The organism is Paenibacillus sp. FSL L8-0644 (assembly GCF_038008165.1).
In the GTDB taxonomy this organism is placed as follows: domain Bacteria; phylum Bacillota; class Bacilli; order Paenibacillales; family Paenibacillaceae; genus Paenibacillus; species Paenibacillus polymyxa_D.
The window spans coordinates 546973-570050 of the sequence record NZ_JBBOYN010000001.1; the positions used below are offsets into that span (position 1 = coordinate 546973).

30 protein-coding genes are annotated in these 23078 nt (G+C 46.3%); 29 read left to right on the top strand and 1 reads right to left on the bottom strand.

Translation table 11 applies throughout. The annotated features are described in order from the left end of the window. Positions 1 to 129 precede the first annotated feature (129 nt). The 16 genes from NSS94_RS02420 (at position 130) to NSS94_RS02495 (ending at position 9179) form a co-directional block, all read left to right on the top strand. Complete coding sequence (locus tag NSS94_RS02420; protein ID WP_049817010.1) at positions 130 to 384, top strand: helix-turn-helix transcriptional regulator; 255 nt, start codon at positions 130 to 132, stop codon at positions 382 to 384. A gap of 201 nt (positions 385 to 585) precedes the next feature. Continuing rightward, a complete protein-coding gene (locus tag NSS94_RS02425; RefSeq protein WP_064796763.1) occupies positions 586 to 780 on the top strand; it encodes a hypothetical protein in 195 nt (64 codons plus the stop codon). A gap of 136 nt (positions 781 to 916) precedes the next feature. Continuing rightward, entirely contained in the window at positions 917 to 1432 is a 516-nt protein-coding gene (locus NSS94_RS02430; RefSeq protein ID WP_341038499.1) for a helix-turn-helix domain-containing protein, read from the top strand. Between the two features lie 9 nt (positions 1433 to 1441). Then, on the top strand, positions 1442 to 1678 hold the full coding sequence (locus tag NSS94_RS02435) for a hypothetical protein (protein WP_014599868.1): 237 nt from the start codon (positions 1442 to 1444) through the stop codon (positions 1676 to 1678). Next, the gene (locus NSS94_RS02440; protein WP_341038503.1) at positions 1678 to 1923 is read left to right on the top strand and encodes a hypothetical protein; all 246 of its coding nucleotides are present in this window, start codon (positions 1678 to 1680) and stop codon (positions 1921 to 1923) included. Before NSS94_RS02435 ends, NSS94_RS02440 begins: the two co-directional genes overlap by 1 nt. A gap of 230 nt (positions 1924 to 2153) precedes the next feature. After that, a complete protein-coding gene (locus NSS94_RS02445) occupies positions 2154 to 2405 on the top strand; it encodes a hypothetical protein (protein WP_257126884.1) in 252 nt (83 codons plus the stop codon). Continuing rightward, positions 2402 to 2647, top strand: coding sequence for a hypothetical protein (locus NSS94_RS02450; protein WP_341038505.1), 246 nt, complete (start codon positions 2402 to 2404; stop codon positions 2645 to 2647). The genes NSS94_RS02445 and NSS94_RS02450 overlap by 4 nt, the downstream gene beginning before the upstream one ends. A 101-nt stretch (positions 2648 to 2748) precedes the next feature. Further along, complete coding sequence (locus tag NSS94_RS02455; protein WP_341038506.1) at positions 2749 to 3696, top strand: YqaJ viral recombinase family nuclease; 948 nt, start codon at positions 2749 to 2751, stop codon at positions 3694 to 3696. 10 nt (positions 3697 to 3706) lie between these two features. Beyond that, positions 3707 to 4603, top strand: a complete 897-nt coding sequence (gene recT, locus NSS94_RS02460) for a recombination protein RecT (protein ID WP_341038508.1) — start codon at positions 3707 to 3709, stop codon at positions 4601 to 4603. After that, a complete protein-coding gene (locus tag NSS94_RS02465) occupies positions 4600 to 4803 on the top strand; it encodes a hypothetical protein (RefSeq protein WP_318627246.1) in 204 nt (67 codons plus the stop codon). Before recT ends, NSS94_RS02465 begins: the two co-directional genes overlap by 4 nt. Positions 4804 to 4873: 70 nt before the next feature. Next, the gene (locus NSS94_RS02470) at positions 4874 to 5887 is read left to right on the top strand and encodes a replication protein (protein WP_341038511.1); all 1014 of its coding nucleotides are present in this window, start codon (positions 4874 to 4876) and stop codon (positions 5885 to 5887) included. Further along, positions 5853 to 7139: a replicative DNA helicase gene (locus tag NSS94_RS02475; RefSeq protein WP_341038513.1), complete on the top strand. Its 1287-nt coding sequence runs from the start codon at positions 5853 to 5855 to the stop codon at positions 7137 to 7139. The genes NSS94_RS02470 and NSS94_RS02475 overlap by 35 nt, the downstream gene beginning before the upstream one ends. A 13-nt stretch (positions 7140 to 7152) precedes the next feature. Further along, positions 7153 to 7347, top strand: coding sequence for a DUF6906 family protein (locus NSS94_RS02480; RefSeq protein ID WP_043921414.1), 195 nt, complete (start codon positions 7153 to 7155; stop codon positions 7345 to 7347). Continuing rightward, positions 7347 to 7556 (top strand): hypothetical protein, encoded by a 210-nt coding sequence (locus NSS94_RS02485; protein ID WP_341038516.1) that lies wholly within the window; start codon positions 7347 to 7349, stop codon positions 7554 to 7556. The genes NSS94_RS02480 and NSS94_RS02485 overlap by 1 nt, the downstream gene beginning before the upstream one ends. A gap of 148 nt (positions 7557 to 7704) precedes the next feature. Next, entirely contained in the window at positions 7705 to 8229 is a 525-nt protein-coding gene (locus NSS94_RS02490; RefSeq protein ID WP_341040378.1) for a crossover junction endodeoxyribonuclease RuvC, read from the top strand. A gap of 2 nt (positions 8230 to 8231) precedes the next feature. Further along, entirely contained in the window at positions 8232 to 9179 is a 948-nt protein-coding gene (locus NSS94_RS02495; protein WP_341038517.1) for a hypothetical protein, read from the top strand. Positions 9180 to 9262: 83 nt separating this feature from the next. Here NSS94_RS02495 and NSS94_RS02500 read toward each other — a convergent pair whose 3' ends face one another. Next, positions 9263 to 9565 (bottom strand): hypothetical protein, encoded by a 303-nt coding sequence (locus tag NSS94_RS02500; protein WP_029517865.1) that lies wholly within the window; start codon positions 9563 to 9565, stop codon positions 9263 to 9265. A gap of 185 nt (positions 9566 to 9750) precedes the next feature. Here NSS94_RS02500 and NSS94_RS02505 point away from each other — a divergent pair, with 185 nt between their 5' ends. The 13 genes from NSS94_RS02505 to NSS94_RS02565 all read left to right on the top strand — a co-directional run bounded on the left by NSS94_RS02505 (position 9751) and on the right by NSS94_RS02565 (position 23069). Next, positions 9751 to 9990: a hypothetical protein gene (locus NSS94_RS02505; protein ID WP_250273330.1), complete on the top strand. Its 240-nt coding sequence runs from the start codon at positions 9751 to 9753 to the stop codon at positions 9988 to 9990. Positions 9991 to 10100: 110 nt separating this feature from the next. Then, on the top strand, positions 10101 to 10586 hold the full coding sequence (locus NSS94_RS02510) for an ArpU family phage packaging/lysis transcriptional regulator (RefSeq protein WP_341038521.1): 486 nt from the start codon (positions 10101 to 10103) through the stop codon (positions 10584 to 10586). Positions 10587 to 10685: 99 nt separating this feature from the next. Next, entirely contained in the window at positions 10686 to 11396 is a 711-nt protein-coding gene (locus NSS94_RS02515; protein ID WP_341038523.1) for an FRG domain-containing protein, read from the top strand. Positions 11397 to 11581: 185 nt separating this feature from the next. Then, positions 11582 to 11839: a hypothetical protein gene (locus tag NSS94_RS02520; RefSeq protein WP_341038525.1), complete on the top strand. Its 258-nt coding sequence runs from the start codon at positions 11582 to 11584 to the stop codon at positions 11837 to 11839. A 288-nt stretch (positions 11840 to 12127) separates the two neighbouring features. Further along, positions 12128 to 12412, top strand: coding sequence for a hypothetical protein (locus NSS94_RS02525; RefSeq protein ID WP_341038527.1), 285 nt, complete (start codon positions 12128 to 12130; stop codon positions 12410 to 12412). A gap of 1700 nt (positions 12413 to 14112) precedes the next feature. Further along, a complete protein-coding gene (locus NSS94_RS02530; protein ID WP_341038529.1) occupies positions 14113 to 15417 on the top strand; it encodes a site-specific DNA-methyltransferase in 1305 nt (434 codons plus the stop codon). Positions 15418 to 15554: 137 nt separating this feature from the next. Then, entirely contained in the window at positions 15555 to 15773 is a 219-nt protein-coding gene (locus tag NSS94_RS02535) for a hypothetical protein (protein WP_013372024.1), read from the top strand. A gap of 145 nt (positions 15774 to 15918) precedes the next feature. Continuing rightward, entirely contained in the window at positions 15919 to 16419 is a 501-nt protein-coding gene (locus tag NSS94_RS02540) for a hypothetical protein (protein WP_341038530.1), read from the top strand. A gap of 66 nt (positions 16420 to 16485) precedes the next feature. Then, positions 16486 to 17370: a phage terminase small subunit-related protein gene (locus tag NSS94_RS02545; RefSeq protein WP_341038531.1), complete on the top strand. Its 885-nt coding sequence runs from the start codon at positions 16486 to 16488 to the stop codon at positions 17368 to 17370. After that, positions 17364 to 19049: a DNA packaging protein gene (locus NSS94_RS02550; protein ID WP_341038533.1), complete on the top strand. Its 1686-nt coding sequence runs from the start codon at positions 17364 to 17366 to the stop codon at positions 19047 to 19049. The genes NSS94_RS02545 and NSS94_RS02550 overlap by 7 nt, the downstream gene beginning before the upstream one ends. A 3-nt stretch (positions 19050 to 19052) precedes the next feature. Continuing rightward, positions 19053 to 20549 (top strand): phage portal protein, encoded by a 1497-nt coding sequence (locus tag NSS94_RS02555; protein ID WP_341038535.1) that lies wholly within the window; start codon positions 19053 to 19055, stop codon positions 20547 to 20549. Further along, positions 20542 to 21375 carry a phage minor head protein gene (locus tag NSS94_RS02560; protein ID WP_341038537.1) on the top strand — a complete coding sequence of 278 codons (834 nt, stop codon included), beginning with the start codon at positions 20542 to 20544 and terminating at the stop codon, positions 21373 to 21375. The genes NSS94_RS02555 and NSS94_RS02560 overlap by 8 nt, the downstream gene beginning before the upstream one ends. Before the next feature lie 458 nt (positions 21376 to 21833). After that, positions 21834 to 23069: an XkdF-like putative serine protease domain-containing protein gene (locus NSS94_RS02565; RefSeq protein WP_341038538.1), complete on the top strand. Its 1236-nt coding sequence runs from the start codon at positions 21834 to 21836 to the stop codon at positions 23067 to 23069. Positions 23070 to 23078: the final 9 nt, after the last annotated feature.

Consider the following 23078-nt stretch of genomic DNA (forward strand, 5'->3'; position numbering starts at 1 on the left):
TTGTACATCGAAAATGCCCTATATATAAAATAAGTACATTAACCTTGTATTTTATTGTTGACATACACCAATCTTGTACTTATAATAGAGTCATAGGTACAAGATTGGTGTACAAGAGAGGTGATAAATTTGAAAAATCACGCCCTAGCAGATGCTAGAAAAAAAAGCGGTCTAACTCAAGAAGAACTTGCATTTAAACTAGGTTATTCAAAAGCTACGGTAAGCAATTGGGAAAATGGTTATTCTAATCCTTCCCTTACAGATGCGTTTAAAATTTCTGAAATCCTAAAAGCCGATATCAACTATCTTTTTTTTGGACTAAAAGTACAGGTTCAGTATACATCGCAAAATAAAAGTACAAGAACACAAAAGGGGGCCGGCTAAATGAGTAAATCGTCAACTATGAGCGAAGAAGCTTGGCGGCGGACACATAAACGGCTAATTTGCTACTGGATTAAATACAGTAGCAAATTAGCGGCACATATAGAGTCAAAAAAAGATAAAACATCGTAGGAGTTTTAGCCTATGCGTTTTTACTGGATTTGTTCCACAGAAGTCTGTTGATATGGAAAGGAGGTACAGTAATTGAATCGGCATTCTGGCGAGATTATCACGGTTCCTGAAATGGCAAGACGAATGAAAATTCGGAAGCAGGCGGCTTATGACATGGTTGAGGAGCCAGGCTTTCCTATATATAACATTGGTGGTGCTCGCGGCAAACGAGTCCTCTGGCCGGAACCCTTGGAATGGCTAAGAGAGAACAAATCAGGGTCCATATGAATTAGGAAGAAACCCGCCGGGCTGTACCGGCTCCAGCGGGTTGAGGAGATACGGGGGGAAGAACTTACAACCTAATACTACATCAGCCCTCTGTCCGTAATAAACGTGTCAATCGGACAAAGGAGAGGAAAAAAACATGTCAATTGGACAGTTTGGTCCCAATCTTCAGGAGGTTTTGAAACGACGGGGGGAAACGCGTAACGCAGCGGGGCGAGCTGCTCACGTGGATGCTTCATTAATTGGAAAGATCATCAAAGGCTCCCGCAAACCATCGAAAGAGCTCATGCAACAAGCGGCGGAGCATTATGATGACGGCCAGCTTTACATTGCAGCAGCCGGGGAAGTGACAGGCGGTGCCTTTGCGCCCTGGCTGGACAATGTAGATCTACATAGGGCAAGTGTACTGTTCAAGACGATTGAAGAAATGAGGGAAGTTCTTGTTCTGTCTGCTGAGGTCCCAATTAGCAAAACTGCTGACCAACTTACTGATTCTGAGCGCCAGAACATGAAACGTCTACTGATGGAGACGGTTGAAGCTATTACTGCCCTTACGCATTTCGCGGCAGTGTTATGTAAAGAGTATTCGTTTTCCTGGTTGGGTGCTTGGAAAGAACACCGAGCTGACCTGAAGGCAAAAAAATATATGAAATGAGGTTTAGCTATGAGCATAGTACAACAACGCATAGATGAGTTAGTTTCCATGCGTCAACGTTTATCAGAGACACAAATTGAGGATGGGAAATGGGATTGGTTTTTGAACAAGGAAATTATAGAGCTTGAACAAAAGAAAAACGCTCGGCTGGCGGGCCGAACGCTTGGTTTGAGAACTCGATTAAAGTCTCTTGTGTTGCTTATTCTATCTCCTTCTGCGAGAGAAAGCAAGGGTGAGGGTGCGTGATGCAGCAGTTAAAGGAACATCTCATTAAAAACTTTCTTGATAAGAAGGCAGGAACGCAGGCCAACACGGATGCAATAGAAGCTTTTCTGCAAGGGGGAGGTTCAGTGGTATCACCTGAATTTCGGGAGCTACTACAGGAACGGGAAGAAGCGTACTTTCAATGGAACAATGCTTTGATGAGTTTAAATTTCCTTCCTTCAGATGACAGAGCGCAATTTCTCGGCAACATATTGCAATCGACGTAGTGAGGAAATAAGTGGGGACAGGCCATGTCGGCCTTGTCTTCGACCACCGGACGGTAATATAACCTACTCCCGTTCGAGGGTCGAAGATGCGACTGACGCATCACAAAGCAGCGGCACGATGGTACGTGTACACGCGATGGTGAGAATATCAGGTGGAAAACGGCGGAGCGCGCCTGACTGCTGGTTCGAATCCAGTCTGCTTGAAATTACATAAGGAAGGAGGAAACTTTGTGCAAGTTATTCAACGTTTGACCGTTGTCTCTAATCCAACAAGGATTTTTGAAGTTGGAACGGAGCTAAATGGCTGCGAAGTCATTGAGATTAAACAAGTTGGTACGGAGTATGAAAATAGTGTCCATTCGGAATTCCATGTTTTAGACGAAGATGACGTGCTTATCGTAAGCATTGAAAATGCCCCGGTGGTCGTCGAGTATCGACAGATTGCAGAGCATGACGAAATCATGGAAGGAGAAACGGCATGAACGCAACTCATAAAAAAGTGGTGGAGTTTTTTGCGAAAATTAGCACCGACGAATCTGTGGATGCTACTGAGTTTTTAGAAGCTATCGCGTTAAATGTGGGGCTTTATACTGCGCTGAAAATCAAGACAGTGGGACAACGAGAAGTCACAGAGCAGTTCAAAAGCATCATTGGTACTGGCCTCAAGATAGCGAATACCGAAGTTGTACCGAAACGAGTTAGCTTTTTCATTATAAAAAAATAGCCCGCGGCAACGGGCTATCACTGATCTTTTGAAAACTAAATATGTGAATACGGCCATCTTATCATGGGTGGCCGTTCCTAACAAGAGGGAGCGATATGTATATGGCTATGAATGTAGCTGCTATTACAAAAGGCATTGAACGTGACGAATGGTTGAGACTGCGTAAGCGTGGTATCGGTGGTTCGGATGCATCTGCGGTGGCCGGATTGAATCGGTATAAATCACCCGTTGGTGTATTTCTGGAGAAAACCGATCAGATTGTACCAGACGAACCAGGCGAAGCAGCTTACTGGGGTAACCAGTTAGAAGATTTAGTCGCCCGTGAGTTTATGAATCAAACTGGTTTACGAGTGCAACGCAGCAATAAAATGTACCAGCATCCTACACATAAATTTATGTTGGGTAACGTGGACCGCCTGATTTTAGACAAGGGTGGTCGAGGACTTGGCATCCTGGAATGTAAAACGGCCAGCGCTTATAAGCTGAGCGAATGGGCTGACGATCAGGTTCCTGATGAGTACGCAATTCAGCTCCAACATTACATGGCTGTGCTTGGTGTGGATTATGGTTACTTCGCTGTTTTAATTGGTGGACAGAAATTCCAATACAAGCTGGTTGAACGAAGCGAGGGCATTATTGATTCTCTCATACAGATCGAGGAAGAGTTTTGGAACAAGCATGTAATTCCACGGGTTCCACCAATGGTAGACGGTAGCGCTGCTTCGACTGAGCTACTGAATCGCTTGTATCCTGCTTCTCGGCCAGCGACAGAAATTACGCTGGAGAAAGATCAGGCATTGCTGGTCGACAAGCTCATTGCGGCTAAAGAGGATGCACAAGCGGCTACAGAACAGGTTAAGCGATTGGAGAATGAGCTGAAGGCAGCTATCGGTGAAAATGAGGTTGCCACGTATAACGGGGAACCCTTGGTAACTTGGAAATCCAGTCAAACAACGCGCCTAGACACTAAGCGCTTGAAGCAGGAACAGCCGCACATCTTTGAAAAATACGCAAACACCACGTCTTCTCGACGGTTCTTGGTGAAGTAAGGAGGCTATTATGGCAGGACAACGTGCTACCGGAACACAACTTGAGAAGAAGCTCCAAAATAAGGCGGCTGGGGCAAAAAACGATGCGCCTACACCTTCTCAGACTATCGCTGCTTATATGGACAAAATGAAGTATCAGATTGCGGAGGCTATGCCAAAGCATATGAGCATTGATCGGCTCAGCCGTATTGCGCTGACGACGATCCGCACGAATCCGAAGCTACTGGAATGCTCTATGCCGTCTCTCATGGGGGCGGTCATGCAAGCCGCGCAACTTGGTCTGGAACCGGGTCTAATCGGTCATTGCTACATCATCCCATACGGCACAGAAGCCACATTCATCATCGGCTACAAAGGCATGATTGATCTGGCACGACGGTCTGGAAACATCAAGTCTATTGCCGCTCACGAAGTCTATGAAAATGATTTCATTGAGCTGACATATGGGCTGGAGGAAAAATTGCAGCACGTTCCTTGGTTTTTGCGCAAGGACGCTCAACCTGCCGAGTCAGGGAAGATCATCGGAGCTTATATGGTTGCCAAGTTTAATGACGGCGGTCATTTTATCCATTACATGCCGATCAGCGAGATTGAGGAACATAAGAAGCGTTCCAAAGCATCCAGTAAAGGGCCTTGGGTGACTGACTATACCGAAATGTGCAAGAAGACAGTTGTACGTTCCGGGTGGAAGTGGCTACCCATCAGCGTGGAGATTGCTTCTGCGGTTACTCAGGATGAAACGGTGCGTAAAGATATCACTCCAAACGATGAACCTTTTGTCTTTGATATGCCAGCCGAACCTAAAGACGGTGAAACACCTCAGACAGGTGATGCAGCTCAGCCAAATAACACTGATTCGCAGCAGCCTGCTGATGGATCAGGTCAGGACGAACTGGAATTTGAATGAGTTCTATAGATGAGATTACTGGCAAGCCGCTGTTACGCAGCATGATCGGTGAACACATTTGGCGGATTAAAGAGTCCGACCCTGTAGCCTTTAAGCGCGAGGTGCGAGAATACTTCGCGCGGGGCTATCCAGGTTGGACAGTGGTTCGAGCTAAGTACCCTTATATATTTCTGCGGGATGGTAGGGAGCAGAGTGTGTAAATGATTCAAGCGGTCTGAAGAAGCGAACGGTATTTATATATAAAACGCAAGAGATTAGGTGGTGAAGCCGGTGGACTCCAATGTAAATCCTCAGCCTACGGACGCACATATACGCATATCACATGAAATACATCGAGAGCTGATCCGGCGGAAGTTTACTCAGCGGCAGCGGGATATTATTGATTTTGTCCTCACGCTGAGCTGGGGATGCGGGAAGCCATCGGCTAAGATTCCTATGCTTAAACATTTTGAGCTATGCGGTGTTCGGAAGGAACATATCAAAAAGGAACTAAAAAAGCTGGTTGAAAATCATGTGCTGTTTTGGGACGAGCACATGAATGTGTTCCAGATCAATAAGTACTATGACACGTGGACTGTCGATGTGGTGGAACGATATGACCCCAAAATGATGAACGATTTAATCAAAATTAACATTGAAACTCATACCCCAAATCTCGGCAAACCAGTTACTAAAAAAGTAACTGAGTTACCAAAAAGGCAACCGATCCGAGTTACTAAAAAGGTAACTCAGTTACACAAAAGGCAACTGTTCAGTTACCAAAAAGGTAACTCGCCAGTTACTAAAAAGGTAACTGTGAAGCGCGATTTTTGCTGTCATACCAAGGGATTTCAGCTCTCTAAAACAATATTTAAAGCAATTATTAAAAAAAACACTACTACATCTTTAGATACTGTACAGGAATTAGATACAGAACAAAGGGATGGGGGAGGAGAGATTCCTTCGGACCATTCCTTTGGCTATATCTACCGCGCTTACGAAAACAATTTTGCAGATTCAGGGAAGGTCACCCCGTTTGAAACCGAAGACTTGGGAGCCCTTTTCGACGATTACGGTGGAGAATGGCTTCTGAAAGCCATGAGGGAAGCCGTTCGACAGAAGAAAAAGAGTCTGGCTTATGTACGTGGCACGCTGGAAGGATACCGTAAACGCGGGGGACCAGAAGCGGAACGCCGAATGGATCGGGCTTCACCGGCGGAAGCAAAAATTCAAGAAGACGACCCCATTACGATCTTGATGAGAAAGGCAGATGAGCAGCGACTTGCTGAATACGGAGTTACTTGAGGCTGAAATATTAGGTTCCTTTTTTCGAGACCCCTCCCTTGTTGGGGAAGTCGCCGTAACACTAGAACCAAGCTTATTTACACAACCTTGGCATCGCAATCTGCTGAAAATGATACTAGAACTACAGCGGACTGAACAGGAACTGTCCATGACTATGTTGGTGACGGTATTCGAAAAGCATCTTGAAAAGGTGGGTGGAGTTTATTACCTGTCTAAACTGGCCAGCTCTGCCGTTGCAGTTTCAATGCTGGAGCAGAATATCAGGCAGCTTATCGAAACCGATGCTCGTCGTAAAGCGCTGGATTTGGTCGGTGAATACCGCGATAAATTTTTGGATTTGTCATCAGGCGGGTTTGAGGAATTACTGGATGAATTTGAACAGCGTTCACTGGATATTCGTCCTAAAGCATTGCAAAAGGATACGGCGGTTGACGACATCATCCAGTGGTATGAGGACTTGGTACTTAAAACGCAAGATCCTTCCCGAGCGCTTGGCATTATGACAGGCTGGTCAGCATTGGACCGACTGACGCTAGGGTTCCAGCGTACTAACCTAGTTGTCATTGGAGCTCGAACTAGCATGGGTAAATCAGCCGTTGCCAATGAAATTAAGATGCGGGCCACCCAGCGGGGACATAAGGTTGCGGACTTTAGCTTGGAAATGTCCAAGGCGCAGATTTATAACCGGATGATCGCTAATCTGTGCAGCATTCCTTTGCAAGCTATACGTTCAGGGCATCTGAAGCCGGAACAGATCGAGCGTATTTCTATGCAGATGGAGTTTCTGCGGAAAATTCATATTGACGATAGCCGTGGTGTGACTGCGGAGTACATTTGTTCCGAAATGCGCCGATTGAAGCGGCAAGAAGGACTTGATTTGGTCATTGTAGATTACTTGCAAGAAGTGGTCGAGCCTGCTGAACGAAACGACAACAGCGGTTCTGGGTTGCACAGGGTTTGTCAGAAGCTACGGAAGGCGGCAAAAGACTGTGATTGCGCGTTGATCGGTTTATCACAGGTCAAGCAGGATGTGGAGAGCCGGCAGAATAAAAGGCCGTTCGTTTCAGACTTATCAGGCAGCGCAGCAATCAGCGCAGTTGCTGACGATATCCTTCTGCTGTATAGGGACGAATACTACAACCCTGACACACCGGACCCAGGTATTTTGGAAATCAACCTCGCCAAACAACGTAATGGTCCTACTGGAGTGGTGAAGCTCAAATTTGAGAAAGACACACAACAAATCGCTTAGGGGAGGAACGAACATGAAACAGGGGAAACGACTCACCAAGAAGCAAAAGATTGGATTGCTAAAGGCCAGACCAGGCGTGACGCTAGACAACTGGCTCTCTGAAAGAGAAACGGCAGATGGAGTCGTGCTGCTAAACAAATTCTCGGGGAAGCGGTGGCTGCTAAATAAGCACTATGGGGCATTGCAGCCATACAAGGTACGAGCCTGATGCAGCCGTCATGTTGGACACGTTGGAGTGTCTACGAGTACATGAAGCACCGTTTCGTCCGTACTGGACGAGTTCCGAATAAATCGGAATTACTTGAGGAACTGCCGGACATCGACCAGACCGAACTGATCGAAGGAATGGCCGAATTTCGCCTGATTCTTGGTGACTGGCCTATCGCTGGAGGTGACAGGTCATGCAGCCCCAGATAAAGGACCCGATATATCAAACTCAGTTAAAGCAAACTGTACGAGACCGAAGCGGCAGGGTGATAGGCGAGGTATTTGTCCTTGAACACAGTATGTTGCTGGCCAAACAGTCACGTAAGCGTAAAAAAAGGGGGAAGCAGCTTTGAAGATCATGGGGATTGACCACGGCACGAATTTTGCTGGTTGGGCCACAATGCGAAATGGTAAGCCGATAGACTTTGGATTAAGGGACTATTCGTCAATTGCAATGCCTGGTGTTTTGGACGCCATCTACCAGGACACATTCCGACTGATCGAGCAGGAAGAACCGGAATTGATTGTACTGGAGCGTCCAGTTCACTTTAAAAATGCCAACAGTGTACTAGCACTTGTAGGGGCGTATACTTCTGTTTCCTTGGCTGCCCTGCATTTGGACAAGCCGATTGTGGGCATCCGTCCTTCGGAGCTCAAAATTCAGACTGGTAAAGGGAATGCGGACAAAGAGACAGTCGCCATGGAAATGCAGATGCTGTTCGACCTCGACTATGACGAAATTGCGGTTCCTGTCCTGTACAAGAAAAACGATCCACGGGGCAAGTACAAAATCGGGGACATAAGGGAACGTCTTTTTGATCCTTCAGACGCTATCGCACTTTGCTGGGCCTATCATCAAAATTTCATTAAGGGAGTGGCTTAAAGATGAGCTATATCAATTTCAAAGGTACGGTTAAAAAGATCAATCTCAAGTCATCGGAAGAAACGGAAATTACAATCAGTATCCCAGCTTCTGAACTGGACGGTCAATATAATACGCTTCAAAGCATGTTGGAGCTTAAAGTTATCGGAGGTCTGGATTCACAGATTGTCACGTACAAAGTTTTGAAAAATGCCAGAACAGGCAAGCCAATCACGAAATACACCGTGGATGATGGTGGTGTGGTTTCTGTAGCGAAGCCAGAAGGGGAACAGCTCTCCATGGATCTCGGGCTTCCTCCTGAGAAAGTGGAGGTTAAAGCTGATCCAGAGCAGATTGACCTTGAAATTATTCAGGAATTTATACTCAGCGGTCTGGCGCCACGCTTTGACGACATGCAGTATGACTTTGTGGAAATTACAGAGCGCTTGGCCGGTGGGGACACCTATCTGAAAATAGCTGCTGATATTGGTATGGGTGTGGGCGTGTTTGTGGTTATGGTGGATGAATACCGGAAGCGGGTCGCGCCAATGGCTGCCAAGTGGGATGAATGGCGCAAAGGCCAAGTCAATACGGTACCACCGAAAGATGAGGAGCCAGTAAACGGTCAGCAAGAAGAACAAGAAGGTGCTAATACTGATTCGTCCGAGCAGACTGAAGAAAATGAATCTGAAGACAACAAGCCGGAGGACGGCTCAAATCCTGATACTGACACAAATTCCGAGCCGGTAATCAATAATGAGGAGCTGGAGGAATATATTCTGAAAGTCCGTCCTAACTTCGACGACATCCCTCTTGATTTCCCTACATTGCTTCATCAGCGTCGTGAAGAAGGCAAGACGTGGATGCAGATTGCTAAAAGCATCGGCTTGACCAGTGGCCAGATTACTACCAAATGGACGGCTTATAAGAAGATGGTTGCCAAACAAATGAGAAGCGGGGGAGCGGCGTAAGCCGTTCCTTTCATAAAGCAACGTGGCCCCTACCCTCACGGGCTACGGCGGCCACCTGCATTTTATAAACGGAACATATGATCTTAATCCTCTTTCATTTTCATTTCAACTAAATGTCTGCAATGAGGGCACTGGGAAGTCAATGAAAAAGTTTTCTTCTCATTGATGTTAAGTAGAGATACCAGTTGAACAACTATTCCCGGCAGTGAAAGCATTCCTAATATTAATGCAATTGAGTTAACAGCTGGAGTACTAACTAGCGCTTTTTTGTCAGTAAGCACATCAAATATTAGATAGCCTATAAAAACAACAAGTCCTGTTACATTCACGATAAAAAGTAATTTTAAAACGGTCTTCGTCCAGCGTTTTATTTTTTTGTACGTCATAATATCACCTCATTTGTTATAACGGCAGACTTAATAGAAAGATTCATATTTCCCAAAAAGAATTTTGAAAGGGTGAGTGACATGGAACAACTACTAAGAAGCTCTACGACTACGGTAAACATCTTGGAAGAGTGATGACTAAAGTTTGAAATTCAGAGGACCTTGCTACTAAGGAGGTGTGAACCTTGGCAAACATTAACGCAGCGATAGAGCGGCTCATGGATATGCGTTTGGAGCTGGATGATACGATGCGACTGCTCGGTTTTGACCCGGAAGCATCGGACCGCCAGCAGGCAGGGACGGACGAGCGTGTGTTGCTTCATTTACAGGATATATACGATGTGTTGGATGCTCCGAGACCAAATGGGGACTACGCGAAGCAACTGGTGCAAGAAGCGATGAAAATTGCAAAGGAAGAGATGTAATGCTGTTCTTCTTCCACAAGAATACAAACAACCCCGCATTCCTTGGCCGGGCTCGCGGGGGTCAGCACTCTTAAACCTCACCAAATTATACCACGGGTGAGGGGAACATAATGGGGAAAAGAAGAAAAAACAGCTTACAACTGACTTTTAACATTCTGCCGGTCGATGAGAAAGCCACCCGCCTTGCGGTGGAGGAATATCTGGAGACAGTTCGGCAGTATCGGCAGATTGGTTTTGTACGGCGCGAGGCTGCTATAACGCAGTCCTATACTTATAGAGAGCATCAATCCACCAATGTGATCAGCAAGCAGACGGAGGAAATTGCCACATACAACGTGGACAAGGAGGCAGAGCTTCAGGCTAAAGATCGGCTGTTGGAGCTTGCAATGAGCAAATTGTCCAGTATGCAACGGGAGGTTATTCAGCGAAGCTACCTGGATCATGAAGGGGAATTCGATTACATCAGTTGCGGAGAGATGGGAATTAGTGATAGTACGTTTCGACGTTTAAAAGGAGAAGCGGTAGGGATTCTTGCAACTGCGTTAAAGTTAACAGTTTTTAATAAGACTGATGAAATATCGTTTGAGGTCGGCTGATGTCGACCTTTTTAATCCAAAATCATTAGTTTAGATTATAATTGGAATACAAAAATGTGGAATGGGTGATTGAACATGGGGTTTTCATCTGAATTTAAGATGTTTTTTGATGAAATAAAAGCATTTTGTGACTTTCATCATAATAAAGAGATTTGGTTTCGGGGCCAAACATGTGACAAGCCTTTGAACTCCGGTTTATTTAGGATTGACCAGCTTAAAGAGATTGAAGATAAAAAAAATTATGAAGAGACGGCATATCGTAGATTTATAAGTCTTGGTCATCCTTTTTTAAATGGTGAGAAAGACTGGGAACTTCTATTTATTATGCAACATCATGGAGTAAAGACAAGACTGTTGGACTGGTCACCATCTCTTTTAACAGCTCTATTTTTTGCTACACAAAAAAATGAAGCACCTGTACTCTGGATGTTGCACCCCAGAAAACTTAATAAAAAATGCGCAGGTGAGTATACCGTATTTTCAATGCCCATGATAGTCTCCTATGAGCGGTACATTATGACACCAAATCGTCTTTCATTTGGAACGGCAGCAATCTTCCCAACAAGAAATACCACACGCCAAGTAATTCAACAGGGTGTGTTTACAGTCCAAGGAGACGGTAACATACCGCTTGAGGAAGAATGTAATGGTGCTTTAATTCGCGAAAGTATACTGAAGAAAATCGAAATTCCAGAATCCTTATTTGAAGAGATTAGATACTTTTTGAAACTCAACAATATTACTCAGTTCACTATGTATCCGGATTTAGATGGTCTTAGTAATCATATACATGATGCGTATTTGGAATGAACTGTCTCAATCTTGACCGGAAATTGACCGTTTTATGATCCGCCACTGGACTTTTCATGTAGTAAATTTATATCATGGAAAATCAAATAAGGAACGCATCGCAGCTTTCGAGCCTCGGTGATCAGGTCGGCCAATGTGCCGGCCTTTTTGATTTCTCTATAAAACTATATTCGGAGGAATTAATCATGTCTACAAAACCACGTTTCGCATTTTTGAGTGAGGACGGAATCCTACGCTTACACGATGAGGAGCACGCTTCGCAGCACGGCAAGCACGTACAAACAAGCCTGACTGACGACGAGAGTGGCTACCCAGTCGTTGAGGGTCAGGGCGTTGTGTACTATGCCTTTGAGGACAAGGCTTACGTCAAAGGCAACAAGAAAGATGGCCAGCTTATCCCGACACCGTTGGTGCTCAAGCAACTCGCAGCAAAGCTCCTGTAGTTTTTGAATGTGGTGGCGGAAGAGAGACGCTACAACGTAGGATGACACCTGCAGATGACAGTTGATAGCCTCAGTGACTCCTGCAAGGGGATAGAGGGACATACTGCTCAGCGGCATAGACCAGTGCGCGCAAGGGAAGGCCCGATTATGTGGCCGCGAACAAGGGTAGATCCTTGCTTCACTTAGGGGCACCCGTAACGCACAGCGGTAGATCGACACAGTTTGCAGATTGCGGTTAAACGGTAAGTCATTCCATGCGGGGGAGAGTGGCCCCCGCCCACATTACTCATGGCACGCGCAGGCGGCAAGGAACCAGTTAACCAGCGGAAACATGAAACAGCCTGGTCAGAACCCTTGCGCGGTTCAATTCCGCAGCGTGTCTTTTATTTTTTCATCGATGGGAGCGATATTGTGAAAAAGAGCCCGAAAGCAGGGAAATGTATGCTTTGCAATGACCCCAATCCGAATCCAGAGAACACAACAATGGGTGCATCCTTTTGTGATACGTGCTGGGAAACCATGAAGTCGGGTGATGAGGATAAACTGGGTGAAAGAATTGTCTGGGATGATTAATATCGAGAAAGTGAGCAAAAGCCAGCTTATAATGGTTTAACTGCCCATTTTCCGGTATTGTCCGGTCTTAGTTCTTTGACGGCCAATTTCTGAAATCAGTAAAATGGTCTTGTTCTTCCTCTCTTGTTACTAAGTTCAATTGCTTTTAGTAAAGAGCGCAGCGTTTTTACTGCGGACGGTACGGACGCCATTCTTATAAGACGTAATAGCAGCAGATAGCGGTATTTTTTTGCGGAAACGTAATTTAAACAGCCAAAATCGTACATATATCAGCCAAAGTCGTTCCTTCATGGATCGGCTTTTTTTGGCATTCAAAGGGGCGGTAACATGGAACAACCATTGTTGGAGAAATACGAATGCATTAATAGAGAGTGTAGAGAATCGTTCCTTGTAAACATCAAAAAATCTTAAGGCAAAGATCTGAAATGCCCGTATTGTCAATCAACCGCTGAAGCTGTTGCCAACGAGAATCCAGATTCAGAGCGCGGATTAGTCCAGGGGTGTTTATATCCATGGTGAAATTCATTAAATGGCTGATTAGAGTCACGCACAGCCGAGCAGAAGCACCAAGAAATAGGAGTGAACGTCGTCATGGCCCGAAAACGTAATAAGCTCCTGTCGCTACGTTCTCAACCCAAACAGCCGAAGAAATGCAAAGGTTGTGTATGGGGTAGATGGGATGGCGTAAAACAGTTTTGCTTACGACCATGTGTCAAAGAGGAAAAATCTTTCTGATTGTCGAATCATGATCAATTAAAGGAGTGAATATTTAGATGGATATGTTATTCAACTTTAAAGAATTTAAGAATTTAACGCTAAATAAGTTTTTATCAGGGTCTTTATTTATAAGTATTGTTATTTACTTAACAGATTTTTTTTATCCGGATGTCTATCTAGGTTTTGTTCAAGCAATGAAGTATTTTGCTAAGAAGATTGAATTTAATGCTTGGGCGGGTATTATTCCTGTTTGTAAAATCGTAATAGAGGCATCTTTATACTTGAGTATTCTAATTCTGTTGTTTTTATTTATTTCCAGAATGACAATTTGGAGTGAATTTAAACAACAGTCACTATCGTATACTCTAATTGAACAACTATTCATGTTAAACTTGAATATAACCTTTTTTTCTGTTTTATCATATTTAAACATTATACTATTCTATCGAATTCTTGGAGCAGAATGGAAGGGAACGATACATTCTGTCGTTGTGTGTTGTGTGTGTTTGTTTTTATACATTTTATTTTGGTTTTGGAGAATTAACTCTCTTAGTGAAATTAATGACGAGAATCTGAGCACTCATAATTGAGTGCTTTTTCTTTTGCCCTCATTCTACAATATGTGAGCTATTCTGAGCCTTCTTCCTGTTATACGGACGAATGCCGGAAGAAGTGCATAAGAAAGCAGAGAGAGGGCATACACACAGTCTGACAGCCTATTATCCTGCCACCCGAATAACGGAAACCAACTCAACACAAATACAGGGCAAACCGTCATGGTCTGCCCTCTTTGTTTTACCTTGAGTTTTTGATGACTACAGCAATGATTTTATAGATGAAGTAAACAACCAACGTCAAGCAGATGAATGGAATTGTTACACTCAGTGCGGTAAGCATGTAGCTTCCTCCCTTCTCTTGTTCTCACTCTAGTAGTCTATCTATCTACATCTTTATGTGCGGAAGAATTTTTGGAGGTGTTCATCATGGAAATCAGAGTCCTACCAATCGAACAAATCAACGCAGCAGCATATAACCCACGGGATGACCTTCAGCCTGGTGATCCAGAATACGAGAAGCTTAAAGCCAGCATCGAATCCTTTGGTTATGTCGAGCCCATCGTCTGGAACGTGCGCACTGGGAACATGGTTGGCGGTCATCAGCGGTACAAGATCATGGTCAATGAGCTGGGTCATACGGAGCTGACTGTAAGTGTTGTCGACCTGGACGACCAGCAGGAAAAGCTTCTCAACCTAGCGCTTAATAAGGTCGGCGGGAGTTGGGATGATGAAGCCCTTTATCGATTGCTTGATGATCTGCAGGTGAGTGGGGCTAATCTGGCCCTGTCCGGCTTCGATTTGGAAGAGTTCGAGGATCTGGCCGCAGAGTTTGCTGTGCCACATGATGAAGATTTGGACCTTCCGGTTACCGATGATGACTTTGACGTCCAGCGTGCTCTAGATGAAATCAAGGAGCCGGAGACCAGGCGCGGGGATGTGTGGCAACTAGGCCGGCACCGCTTGGTGTGTGGAGATGCGACCAAGCCTGATGATGTTGCACTTTTAATGGATGGAGCCAAAGCAGCGCTGGTCGTTACTGATCCACCTTATAATGTGGCCGTTGAGAGTGTCTCAGAGCGTCTGGCCGCTGATGGCCGTAGCAGCATAATGAACGACAACATGCCCGCTGAGGACTTCGCGGGCTTTTTGTTTGCCGTTTTTTCCAACTATGCAGTGGTAATGCAGCCGACTGCAGCTATATATGTATTCCATCCTTCGTCCTATCAGCGGGAGTTCGAGGATGCGATGAACGCAGCCGGCATCGTCGTCCGGACACAATGCGTTTGGGTTAAGAATTCAGCTACCTTCGGTTGGGCACAGTACCGCTTTAAACATGAGCCGGTCTTTTATGCCCACCTGAAGGGCAAAGCTCCAGCCTGGTACGGTGATCGGACACAGACAACGGTATGGAAGGCTGGTCTGCCTGTTGAGGACCCTCTACCGGAGACAGTATGGGAGGTTTCGAGGGGAGATGTGAACAAGTATGTCCATCCTACCCAGAAGCCTCTTGATTTGTTGGCTATTCCGATCAAGAACAGCAGTCTGCGTGGTGACGAGATCGTTGATTTCTTCGGCGGGAGCGGCTCCACACTCATGACATGTGATCAGATGGACCGGACATGCCGGACACTGGAGCTGGACCCGATCTTCTGCGATGTAATTAAAAAAAGATTCCTGGAGAACACCGGCATTGAGCCGGTCCTATTGCAGCGGGCTGAACCCGTAGTATAGGAAAAAGGAGGACGCGCTAACGTCCTCCCCCCCAATCCAGGGTATCCCCCGGCTGAGACAGCGGCCCGCCACGCGTGGCATTTTGCAGACATCCGCTATCTCGCATTCCATAATAACGGAAGCCGAGGGATACGACAATGGGAACAGACAACGAACAACAAGATGCATTACTACAACGTGAAATAGAGATCGTCGAGGGAATCCTCGAATCCAAGGCGCAGTACCGAAAGATTGTTAAGGCAGGAATCGCACAGTGGGTCAAAGACCTACAGGCTGGAAATATAAAAATGCAGACGGTTCAGGATCTGGATCGCCTGATTGAATTGGATATTAAGCTTCAGAAGGATGAGCTGTAAATCCGTATTATAATATTGTTAGTCAATGCATAAAAATGGATTTATTAAACAACATTATGATTTTATTGTAAGGAAAATTAAAAACATGGAATCTTTTAGTAGAATGAGGAGGTAGTTTAATATACAAATATAGGAGGAATAAGCTTTGAAGAAAAAACATTTAGTTGCGTCAGCCTTAGCTTTAGGTATTATTGGAGGGGCTGTTGCCGTACCCAATGCGATTTTTGCGGATTCAGATACTGTAACTGATTCTGCAAAAACATCCACTACGGCGACCCAGGATGCTGTTACAACAACTACTGGTGACCATGTCATTACTCCACAGGCTACTGATGGACAAATTGTCGATCGTCCAGTAGCTGGATTTAATGATTCTGCTGATTTTGACATTAAAGGAGGATATGGATACGTAAGACTGTACTTGAGAAATACAGGAGACACTACTATATCCTTTACCGTAAATCAGGGAAGTGTATCTGGTGCGGAAAAGTACAGTGGAACAGTAAAACCCGGTAAAACATTCGATGAAATATTAAATAAAAGCAAGGCGTGGTCCTCAGGGAAATTTTATGTTAGTTTAAGTAGTGGTTCTGGCTCCATGTCTGGAAAGCTCGGAGTTCGGACTAGTACTAATACGAATTTTTAAATATAATTGCTGGGAAAGCGAGCCTATGAGGCTCGCTTTTTTTGTTGGGGGTGGTGATTGTGTAGCATGGCAAGAGAGCGAAGTCCTGAGCGGGACAAGGCAAAACAGATGTGGCTGGAGAGCGACGGAACGATGAAGTTAAAAGACATCGCCGCCGCTCTTTCTATTCCTGAAGGCAGGGTCCGCAAATGGAAGTCTATTGACTGCTGGCAGGATGAATTGAAAGGGAACGTTTTTGCTTCCTCCAATGGGAACGTTCCAAATGGAACGAAAGGGAACGCTCCTAACCCAAGGGGAGCGCCAAAGGGGAACAAGAACGCTGTTGGCAATCGCGGCGGTGCTCCCCCAGGTAACCAAAACGCCAAGGGAAATAGTGGTGGGCTGGGTGGTCCTTTTCGTAATAAAAAGGCCCTCAAGACAGGGATGTATGAAACTATCTTTCTGGATACGTTGGAGGAAGACGAGCAAGAGCTGTTTGATCAGATTGATACTTCCCCTTTGGCCCAGCTCAACGAACAGCTTATTATGCTGTCTATCCAAGAGCGACGGCACATGCGCCGGGTCAAGCAGCTTGAAGCTGGTCTGACGGATGAGGAAAAGAAGATCAAACAGGAGCTACACCAGCGCAAGGACAAGGTTCCTTACACTAGCCCGAAGACAGGTAAGCAAATCAATCTGTCCGTTGAAACTGAAGGGATGAAGGTCACTGAAATTACGACCGTCACTACTTCCAAGCTGGATAAGATTTTGAAACAGGAAGAAGCGCTGGTCAAAACCCGTGATAAAAAGCTTCGGGTTATTAACCTTATTGCCAGCTTGCAGCAGGAGGAAGAAAAGCTGGAGATTGCTCGCGAACGGCTGGAGCTGGAGAAACGTAAGTTGTTAGGCTATGGCGGCGCGGAAGGGGATGAAAGTGATGAAGACGATGAGGAAGATGACGACGAATGGTAATTACTCTTGCTAAGGAGCATCGAAAAAGAGCCAAGCGGCGGCTAAGGGATCGACCTGAAAAACTGGATGAGCTAAAAGGAATCCTAGCCGACTTTGAACAGTTCTGCTGGCGTATGCTCAAGATAAAAACGAAGAGTGGCCGTATTATGCCGCTGACGCTTAATGATGCTCAACGGACATTTGTCCGTGAAGTATTTAGGCAGATCGAAGCTGGCAAGCCTGTCCGGATTATTATCCTTAAAGCCCGGCAGATGGGTTTTTCCACTGTCACGGAAGCACTTATCTATTATTTCACGTCCCTGCAAGAGGCCAAGAACGCCTTTATCGTCGCGCAGTCTTCTGATGCTTCTAGCAACCTTTATGATATGTTCCAGTTCTATTATGAAAAGGTGCCGGCAATCATCAAACCAATGAGCCGAAAGAACAATGCTAAGAAACTCACCTTTGAAAATCCGACGATTCGGACAGCGGACCGCCGGAAGAATCCGGGGCTCAAATCGAAGATCACTGTACAGACTGCGGAAAGCCGGGTGCTTGCCCGTTCGGACACGATCCATTATCTTCATGCTTCAGAGGTGGCGTTCTGGCCAGCCAAGAAGAAAAAGAAGCATCTATTGTCCCTACTGGCAGCCTTGTCCAAGGAACCGGGAAGCTTGGGCGTGATCGAATCTACCGCCAATGGCATGGAAGAGTTCAAAAAAATGTGGGATGCAGCCGTTAAGGGCGAGAGTGATTTTACTCCGCTCTTTTTTGCGTGGTTCGAAATGCCTGACTATCGTAAGCCAGTTCCGCCAGGCTTTGAGTTAACCGGAGAAGAACGGGAGCTAAAAGCAAAATATAGTTTGGACGATGAACAATTGCAATGGCGTCGATATACCATTCGGAACGACTGCGGTGGCGATCCGCGGCAGTTTGACCAGGAGTATCCTTCTGAGCCCGGTGATGCTTTCTTACTATCCGGTGAAGGCATCTTTGATAACAAATTTATCAAACAATTGCGGGATGGAATCAGTATCATTGGCAGCCACTACGAGATTGATTTTGTTAAAAACAAGATCATCCCGGCGCATGCTGGCGAGCTGGTTATGTATCGACAGCCGGAGCAAGGAAAAAGGTACGTTCTGGCGGCTGATACTGCTAAGGGGAAAGAGGACGGTGACTATGATGCGGCTTATGTGCTGGAAGAACGCACTGGCGAAATGTGCGCGGCTCTGCACGGCAAATGGGACACCGACTTGTATGGCAAGAAGCTGAACACGTTTGGTTTGTATTACAATACGGCACTATTGGCCGTGGAGAACAACAACACTGGGGAATCCGTCCTGAATACGTTGTTCAATACTTGCCACTATCCGCTGTTGTTCATGCACAAGAAGAGTTTAGGCTGGAATACCAACCAAGCGACGCGACCAGTCATGATTAGTGACTTTAAAGAAGCGATTCGGGACCAGCTCTATGATATCTACTGCCCCGAACTGTACAGCGAGTGCATGACGTTAATAGACAAGAACGGCAGAGCTGAAGCAGACAGTGGGTGCCATGACGATAGAATTCTTGCGTACTCCATTGCCTTGCAGGTGCGACAAGTAGCTGATAAATGGTTTGAATGGTTCAAGAAGAAACAGCAAAAACGGGCTGAATCCCGTGATGATTACAACGAGGGAGTGGGGTGGATTTAAGCAATGAGTGAGGGAAATGCACAGTGGTTTCAGATCAGCAAGGCGGACGATGAACAACATATACCGTCCAGCGCTCAATTGCCGGATTTATTTGACGATCTGTACGATCTTCACGGTCTGTTACCCTTCGCACTCGGCAATGACCCTGCTTCCTGCAAGCTGCTGGTCAAAAACTCCAACATCATACCGCAATGCATAGAGGCATATAAACGCAACATCGCTGGTTATGGTATTGCCCTGGAGTATTTGCCGGGGGAAAACGATAAAACCGCTCTGGACGATTGGAACAAGGCGGAGAAGTTTCTCGAAACTTGCAATCTGGAAGACACACCGGACGAGATTATAAGTCAGTTGATCGAAGACTTGGAAAGTACGGGAATGGCTCATGTAGAGGTAGCTTGGCCTGTAGGGTCGGAGTTCCCGACTATCTTCCGGATGAACCCGAAATATATCCGCTGTACGAAGGAAAGTACGAAGGCGACTATCAAGCGCAAACGTCGAATCAGCTCTACGAAACAAGTGGAAGAATTTTCACAGGAGCTTTACACCCGGCGATATGCGATGAAACGTAATACTTCCGTCGTATGGTTTCGCTTATTTGGTACGGAGGCAGAGGAAGGTAGGGAGGGAAATCAGATTATCCCGCTTCGTATCGGTCATGACGGCCCCTATGGGGAGCCACGTTGGTTCGGCAATGCGCCTGGCGTGGTCGGCAGCCGTGAAGCCGAGGAACTGAACGTTTCCTACTTCTCCAATGGTCGTATGCTCTCTATGTTGCTGACCGTTACGAATGGCCGCCTGACAAAACAGTCTATGGAGCTGCTTAAAAAGGTGAAGGGTTCCGATTCTCAAGGCGGGATTTTGTATCTCGAAGCTAAGGGGGAGGAGACAGGCGGCCCAATCGATGAAAAGGTCGAGAAGGTGTCTATTAAGCTGGATAAGCTTAACGACCTGCTGCAACAAGATGCACTCTTTCTAGAGTATGGAAAGGAAAAGAAAGCTGATATCCTGTCCGCCTTCCGACTGCCTCCAATCTTGGTCGGTCAAAGCTCGGATTACAACAGGGCGACCGCCGATGCAGCTCTACGCTTTGCAGAAGAACAAGTTTTTGAGCCTTACCGCAAGTGGATCATGGCAGAAATATTTAATAAGCGCTTGTTTCCGGCTATGGACATTTTCCGGGTACGTGCTGTTTTACGTGGGCCGAAGATCATTGACCCTGCGGATCGTAAGGCTATGCTGGACTTTATCGCAGACCGGGGCATTATGCTGGTGCGGGATCTGATTCCGATTGCCGAGGACGTGCTGGGAACTACCATCGACGAAACCAAGTTCACCGAGGAATATCTGGACACACCGATTGCACAACTTGCAGCCAGTCAGCCCGCATTGCTTGAGCCAGAGCCTGACACCGATACAGACGATTTGCAAGAGCGTGTTGCTACAATTGCCAAACGCTTGTTAAAACAGGCTGACAAGGAGGCAGGCTTACATGTGTGAGTCCTGCTGGGCGCTGATCGCCAAAGCTGACGACGATGAATTTCTGGATAGCCTTGAGCTAAGCTATGTTGAGCGTAAGGTGCTGGAAGAACTGTACAAGCAGGGCGAGGATCGCATAACTGAGATTCTGGAGTTACAGGGGCAAGCCCTTCATGATGCCATTTCAGAACTAAGCGAGGATGCCCTGGGCAATATCGGGGAACTGGGTAAGGTGCTTATTGCCTTGCACACTACGGATGTGTTCGCGGAGCTATTCGAGCAGGCGGTGCAGGAAGCATTTGAGCCATTGTTTCACTTGGCCGGTGAAACGGAACTGATGGCACTGGACAAGGAAAAGGTATGGAGCACAGGGAACAAGGCTGCTGGCCGTTTTTCCAAAAAGCTCAAGAAGCTGGTACCGGACATGAACAAAGCTTCTACGGATGTGTTGCTGCGTAGCTTCGGCAAAGCCATTGAGGAAGGAGCTACACCTTCGGAGCGGGCTTTGTTGGTGCAGGAGGTCAGCGCACAGGCTGCCAGCGGCGAGGACGGACCTTTCAGCATGCAACGTGCGCAGCGGGTATCACGAACCATGAGCACGGCGGCTGCCAACGGTGGCAAGCTGGAGGGCTGGAAACAGTCGGAGATTGGCAAGGGCAAGAAATGGCGCTCTGCTTCTGGCACACGTACCCGAAAGAGCCACCGCAAGGCCAATGGTCAGGTGGTTCCGTTGGATGAACCGTTTAAAGTCGGCGACAGTAAACTGATGTATCCCGGTGATCCAGCGGGTGAGGCAAAGGAGATTGTTAATTGTCGGTGCACAATGCAATTGGTGTTAAATCAATAACAAACCCAGGAGTTTGGCACCACTCCTGGGGATTGTCTCACGCTTGTTTACTTCTTAATCTCCTGCAGATACCGATCACGGATAGTGGAACTCCGTCCAGTATGGCCGCTGGTTTTTCAGCATCGTTGGCTGAATAATCGGTAACACTGAAGGTGCCACTTCAGCTTCTATGGGCGATGCCATGACTTATGCAGACGTGACCCTGCTAAATTATTATCCCCTTATAGCTCATGGCAGAGAGAGTATTCTGAAACTTTTCATCTACAATTGACCTTAGTTATGGTCCACTTTGGACCTAATTCGGTCTCTCAGATTCAATAAATTAAAGAATACTTCTATCTAGAAGAACAAGGGAAGATCAAAAGCTTTGTCAACTAATCACTTCCCTTTCTTAGAGGTAAGTTTATTATACAAGTAATTGGGATAATTTCCAATATAGAAAGGAGGTGAAAGAGAATATGACCTTTAAATTGAAAGATGCAAAGATTACACATATTTCGCTGGTTGATAAAGGAGCCAACGGTGTTCCATTTGCAATCATTAAATCTGCCGGAAAAAATGCCATCCAGAAGCAAGTACAGATTGCGAAGATTGACGATGCCAAGAAGGTTGTAATCGGTGTGGTATATCAGCCGGACGTGGCTGACGCTCATGGGGATCAGATGGATGCGGAAGAAATTGAGAAGGCCGCCCATCTCTTCATGGAGAAACAGCATACCTATAACATCGACAAGCAGCATGATCTGGATACGGACAAGGGTTATGTAGTCGAATCCTATATTGCTCCTTGTGATATGGAAATCGGTGAACAGACTATTGTTAAAGGCTCCTGGGTAGCTGGGGTAAAGGTAACGGATGACGACACTTGGGATGACATTCAGAAAGGCGAAATTACTGGTTTCTCTATGTGGGGGGTCGGTAAGCGGGAAGAGATCAATGAAGATGGGGAGGTATCCAAAGGACTCTTGGGTAAAATCGTTAAAGCGCTCGGTGCAATGGGATTGATTGAGAAAGGCGCAGTCGCTGACAAATACAATAAGAACCGTAAGAACCGCGAATTTTGGGCTGCACAGGATGCTTTAAACGCGGTTCTTTTTCGTTGGGATAGTTGGGAGAGCGGCATGGGGAGCGATCCTGAATTAATCCGCGAAGCCCTTCAGGACTTTGTGGACATCGCTCAGGAAGTGCTCGTTCAAGAGGATATTGTGAAGGCAATCGGTAGCCCACCTAAACAGATTGCTAAAGCAGGGAAGAAGATTTCTGCCGGCAACCTGAAGCACATTGATGATGCCATTGCTGCATTAACCGAATTAAAAACAAAAACCGCCCCTGAAGAAGATGAGGGGAACGAGGAGGAAGACGATTTGAAAGCTGAAGACATTGCAAAGGCTGTACAGGCTGCCGTGGCTCCAATTGCCAAGCAGGTAGAAACCCTGTCGACGCAAGTTACTGAATTGAAGAAACAAGAAGGGGCGGAGCCTGAACAGCCAGCGGGAACAGAACAGCCTGCTGAACCACAAGCAAACGCATTGACTGATGCGATTACTAAGGCGCTGGCACCGCTGACTGAGCAGGTCCAAGCGCTGGCTACTGACGTACAAGTTGTAAAGAACAGCCGTGGTGGTTCCGCTCAAGGCGGTACCATAGACGAAATTCAAAAATCTGGCGGCGTAAGCTTCGGCGGCCTTCTGTAATCGAAAGGG

Excerpts from the sequence above, each read along its gene's own strand:
- NSS94_RS02430 (WP_341038499.1), top strand. The coding sequence starts at position 917 with ATGTCAATTGGACAGTTTGGTCCCAATCTTCAGGAGGTTTTGAAACGA.
- NSS94_RS02435 (WP_014599868.1), top strand. The coding sequence starts at position 1,442 with ATGAGCATAGTACAACAACGCATAGATGAGTTAGTTTCCATGCGTCAA.
- NSS94_RS02440 (WP_341038503.1), top strand. The coding sequence starts at position 1,678 with ATGCAGCAGTTAAAGGAACATCTCATTAAAAACTTTCTTGATAAGAAG.
- NSS94_RS02450 (WP_341038505.1), top strand. The coding sequence starts at position 2,402 with ATGAACGCAACTCATAAAAAAGTGGTGGAGTTTTTTGCGAAAATTAGC.
- NSS94_RS02455 (WP_341038506.1), top strand. The coding sequence starts at position 2,749 with ATGGCTATGAATGTAGCTGCTATTACAAAAGGCATTGAACGTGACGAA.
- recT (WP_341038508.1), top strand. The coding sequence starts at position 3,707 with ATGGCAGGACAACGTGCTACCGGAACACAACTTGAGAAGAAGCTCCAA.
- NSS94_RS02465 (WP_318627246.1), top strand. The coding sequence starts at position 4,600 with ATGAGTTCTATAGATGAGATTACTGGCAAGCCGCTGTTACGCAGCATG.
- NSS94_RS02475 (WP_341038513.1), top strand. The coding sequence starts at position 5,853 with ATGAGCAGCGACTTGCTGAATACGGAGTTACTTGAGGCTGAAATATTA.
- NSS94_RS02480 (WP_043921414.1), top strand. The coding sequence starts at position 7,153 with ATGAAACAGGGGAAACGACTCACCAAGAAGCAAAAGATTGGATTGCTA.
- NSS94_RS02485 (WP_341038516.1), top strand. The coding sequence starts at position 7,347 with ATGCAGCCGTCATGTTGGACACGTTGGAGTGTCTACGAGTACATGAAG.
- NSS94_RS02490 (WP_341040378.1), top strand. The coding sequence starts at position 7,705 with ATGGGGATTGACCACGGCACGAATTTTGCTGGTTGGGCCACAATGCGA.
- NSS94_RS02495 (WP_341038517.1), top strand. The coding sequence starts at position 8,232 with ATGAGCTATATCAATTTCAAAGGTACGGTTAAAAAGATCAATCTCAAG.
- NSS94_RS02500 (WP_029517865.1), bottom strand. The coding sequence starts at position 9,565 with ATGACGTACAAAAAAATAAAACGCTGGACGAAGACCGTTTTAAAATTA.
- NSS94_RS02510 (WP_341038521.1), top strand. The coding sequence starts at position 10,101 with ATGGGGAAAAGAAGAAAAAACAGCTTACAACTGACTTTTAACATTCTG.
- NSS94_RS02515 (WP_341038523.1), top strand. The coding sequence starts at position 10,686 with ATGTTTTTTGATGAAATAAAAGCATTTTGTGACTTTCATCATAATAAA.
- NSS94_RS02520 (WP_341038525.1), top strand. The coding sequence starts at position 11,582 with ATGTCTACAAAACCACGTTTCGCATTTTTGAGTGAGGACGGAATCCTA.
- NSS94_RS02525 (WP_341038527.1), top strand. The coding sequence starts at position 12,128 with ATGGCACGCGCAGGCGGCAAGGAACCAGTTAACCAGCGGAAACATGAA.
- NSS94_RS02530 (WP_341038529.1), top strand. The coding sequence starts at position 14,113 with ATGGAAATCAGAGTCCTACCAATCGAACAAATCAACGCAGCAGCATAT.
- NSS94_RS02535 (WP_013372024.1), top strand. The coding sequence starts at position 15,555 with ATGGGAACAGACAACGAACAACAAGATGCATTACTACAACGTGAAATA.
- NSS94_RS02545 (WP_341038531.1), top strand. The coding sequence starts at position 16,486 with ATGGCAAGAGAGCGAAGTCCTGAGCGGGACAAGGCAAAACAGATGTGG.
- NSS94_RS02550 (WP_341038533.1), top strand. The coding sequence starts at position 17,364 with ATGGTAATTACTCTTGCTAAGGAGCATCGAAAAAGAGCCAAGCGGCGG.
- NSS94_RS02555 (WP_341038535.1), top strand. The coding sequence starts at position 19,053 with ATGAGTGAGGGAAATGCACAGTGGTTTCAGATCAGCAAGGCGGACGAT.
- NSS94_RS02560 (WP_341038537.1), top strand. The coding sequence starts at position 20,542 with ATGTGTGAGTCCTGCTGGGCGCTGATCGCCAAAGCTGACGACGATGAA.
- NSS94_RS02565 (WP_341038538.1), top strand. The coding sequence starts at position 21,834 with ATGACCTTTAAATTGAAAGATGCAAAGATTACACATATTTCGCTGGTT.